Annotated in this window: 3 protein-coding genes; 1 reads left to right on the plus strand and 2 read right to left on the minus strand. The window is 76.5% G+C overall.

All coding sequences use genetic code 11. The features are described from left to right. The coding region (locus tag AB0K37_RS41320) for an ATP-binding cassette domain-containing protein (RefSeq protein WP_363991467.1) at positions 1–324 on the minus strand (324 nt) is incomplete at its 3' end. 104 nt (positions 325–428) lie between these two features. Then, positions 429–1,232: an SDR family NAD(P)-dependent oxidoreductase gene (locus tag AB0K37_RS41325; RefSeq protein WP_363991469.1), complete on the minus strand. Its 804-nt coding sequence runs from the start codon at positions 1,230–1,232 to the stop codon at positions 429–431. A 155-nt stretch (positions 1,233–1,387) separates the two neighbouring features. On the opposite strand from AB0K37_RS41325, the gene AB0K37_RS41330 reads away from it, so the two are divergent. Further along, positions 1,388–3,055: an AAA family ATPase gene (locus AB0K37_RS41330; RefSeq protein WP_363991472.1), complete on the plus strand. Its 1,668-nt coding sequence runs from the start codon at positions 1,388–1,390 to the stop codon at positions 3,053–3,055. Positions 3,056–3,130 lie beyond the last annotated feature (75 nt).

Here is a 3,130-nt window from a genome sequence, read left to right on the forward strand (position 1 = left end):
AGACCACCGACGTCCGGGCCCGGCCTCCCGGACGGTCGCCGACACCGCCGCGCCCTCCCGCTGGAACGTGCGGGCGATGCCGCGCCGGGCCCGCTCCCGGGCCGCGCTGCGCGTCAGGTCGGCGTCGTCCAGCAGGACGGCGCCCGCCGCCGGGCGCCGCAGCCCCGTGATCACGTCGCACAGCGTCGTCTTCCCGGCGCCGCTCGGGCCGACCAGCCCGGTGACCGTGCCGGGCGGAGCGGTCAGCCCCGCCCCGTCGACCGCCGTCAGCGCGCCGAAACGGACCGTCACGTCCCGCACCCGCAGGCCCTCCGCAGCGGCCATGGCCTTCCGCCCTCCGCGCCTCGTGTGATGTGGATCACTGGCGGGTCCACACCCTACTGAGGCGCGCGGGCGGCGGCAACGGACCGGCGGGAGGCCGGCGGCGGTCAGGTCGCCGGGGGGCCGAGCCGGTCGCGCGTCCACTCCTTGACCCCGGCGACGAACGCCTCGACGTCGGCGGCCTTGCCGGAGGCCATCTCGCCGAACCAGTCCGGCACGTACCGCTCGAACCGCCCGCTCTCCAGGACCTCCAGGACGGCCGCGGCCACCTCCCGCGGCGGCAGCGCGTCCGACAGGTCGCTGAGCGGCGGCTCGTTGCCGGGAAGGGTGAACAGCTCGGTCCCGGCGATGAGCGCGGGCTGGATCACGTGGGCCCGCACGCCCGTGCCGTCCAGGTCGACCGCCATGCTCTCCCAGAACGCCGTGAGCGCCGCCTTGGACGCGGAGTAGGCGGCCTCGTGCGGCGGGCCGAGCCGCGCCGCGACCGAGCCCACCGCCACCAGGTGCCCGCGCCCGCGCGCGACCATGCCGGGCAGCAGCGCCAGCGTGAGCCGCACGGGGGACAGGTAGTTGAGGCGCATCACCTCGTCGGCCTCGGCGGGGGACAGGTCCTGGACGCGGCGCCGCTTCGGCATCCCCGCGTTGTTGACCAGCACGTCGACGCCGCCGAGTTCGCGCTCGGCCTCGGCGGCGAGGTCGGCGACCGCGTCGGGGTCGGCGAGGTCGGCCGCCCACATCGCCGAGTCGGGGGCGTGCTCGCGGCACCGGGAGAGCACCTCCGAGAGCCTGTCCTCGCGCCGCGCCACCAGGCCGACGCGCGCGCCGGCGGCGGCGAGCGCCTCCGCCACCACGGCGCCGATGCCCGACGAGGCTCCCGTGACCAAAGCGGACCGTCCGGTGAGAGTCGCCATGCGGACCAACGTCACACAGCCCGGCCTCACCGGCAAGGCGCAGCGCCGTCGCCCCCGAAGGGCGGTGCGCCGGAATGTCCGGCGGTGCCCGTGCCGTGTCGGTAAGGTAGTGGGTTTCGCCCCCTCGCCACTCTCGCAGCCGGAGGTCTGTCCGCATGCCCGCCGAGCCCGCCGAGCCCGCCGACCCTTCCGAACCCGCGGTCCTGGCGGCCGAACGCGCCCACCTCGCCGAGTCCCGCGCCGCGCTGCGCCGGATGCGCGAGCACGCCGCGAGCCTCTCCGCCGACGTCGCCGCCGACTGGGTCTCCAAGCAGTTCCTGGAGTCGCTGCTCGACCAGCGGGTCGAGGCGCTCGCCGACCACCCCGGCACCCCGCTGTTCTTCGGCCGGATGGACCGCGACGGCGCGGCCGGCCCCGACCTGCCCGCCGTCATGTACGTGGGGCGGCGGCACGTCCACGACGGCGACGAGGGACGCCCCCTCGTGCTGGACTGGCGCGCCCCCGTCTCCCGGGCCTTCTACCAGGCCGGGCCCGCGGACCCGATGGGCTGGCGGCTGCGGCGGCGCTTCGGGTTCCGGGCCGGCGAGCTGACCGCGTTCGAGGACGAGCCCCTCGACGGCGGCGGCCCGCGGCCGGAGGCGGGCCCGTCCCGGATCCTGACCGAGGAGATCGAGCGCCCCCGGACCGGCCCGATGCGCGACATCGTCGCCACGATCCAGCCCGAGCAGGACGAGATCGTCCGCGCCGACCTGCCGCTGAGCGTCTGCGTCCAGGGCGCGCCCGGGACCGGCAAGACGGCCGTCGGCCTGCACCGCGCCGCCTACCTGCTGTTCACTCACCGGGAGCGGCTGTCGCGGTCCGGCGTGCTGATCGTCGGGCCGAACCGCGCCTTCCTCGCCTACATCTCGGCGGTGCTGCCCGCGCTCGGCGAGGTCCGGGTGGAGCAGGCCACCATCGACGACCTGCTCGGCCCGCCGCTCGGCGACGAGCCCGCGGACGCGGCCGCCCTCAAGGGCGACGCCCGGATGGCCGACGTGCTGCGCAGGGCGCTGTGGCTGCACGTCCGCAAGCCGGAGGAGGGGCTCGTCGTCACCCGGGGCGCGGCGCGCTACCGGCTCGCCGACCACGAGATCCGCGAGATCGCCGCCGCGCTGCGCGGCACCACCCGGTACGGCAGCGGGCGCGCCGCGTTCGCGCAGCGGCTCGCGCACCAGATCCTCGTGCGGATGGAGCGGCGCGGCGAGGCCCCCGACGACCGCGTCCAGGACCAGGTCGCGCGGAGCCGGCCGGTCAAGCAGGTCCTCGACGCGGTGTGGCCGAAGGTGAGCGCCGAGCAGGTCCTGCACCGGCTGCTGTCGGACGCCGACCTGCTGCGCGCGGCCGCGAAGGGCGTGCTCGACGAGGACGAGCAGGCCGTCCTGGTGCAGGCGAGCCCCGCCCGCTCGCACCGCTCCGCCAAGTGGACCGCCGCCGACCGGGCCCTGCTCGACGAGCTGAACGACCTCATCGAGCGCACCACCTCGCTCGGCCACCTGGTGGTGGACGAGGCGCAGGACCTGTCCGCGATGCAGCTACGGGCGCTGGGGCGCCGCTGCGCGACGGGCTCGGCGACCGTCCTCGGCGACCTCGCGCAGGGCACGACCGCGTGGTCGGCCCGCACGTGGAAGGAGGTCCTCGCCCATCTCGGGCAGGACGGGGAGGTCACCGAGCTGACCCTCGGGTTCCGCGTTCCGGGCACCGTCCTCGACTTCGCCGCCCGCCTGCTCCCGCACGTCGCACCCGGGCTGGAGCGGCCGCGCTCGCTGCGCCCCGGCGCTCCCTGAGCCAGGTACTGCAGCATGGGATGAGCGGCATCGCCCAGCAGGCCGAGGCGTCCGTCGACCCAGGCGTCCGTGGGC

Origin of the sequence: Actinomadura sp. NPDC049753, from assembly GCF_040674655.1 — a bacterium.
In the GTDB taxonomy this organism is placed as follows: domain Bacteria; phylum Actinomycetota; class Actinomycetes; order Streptosporangiales; family Streptosporangiaceae; genus Spirillospora; species Spirillospora verrucosospora.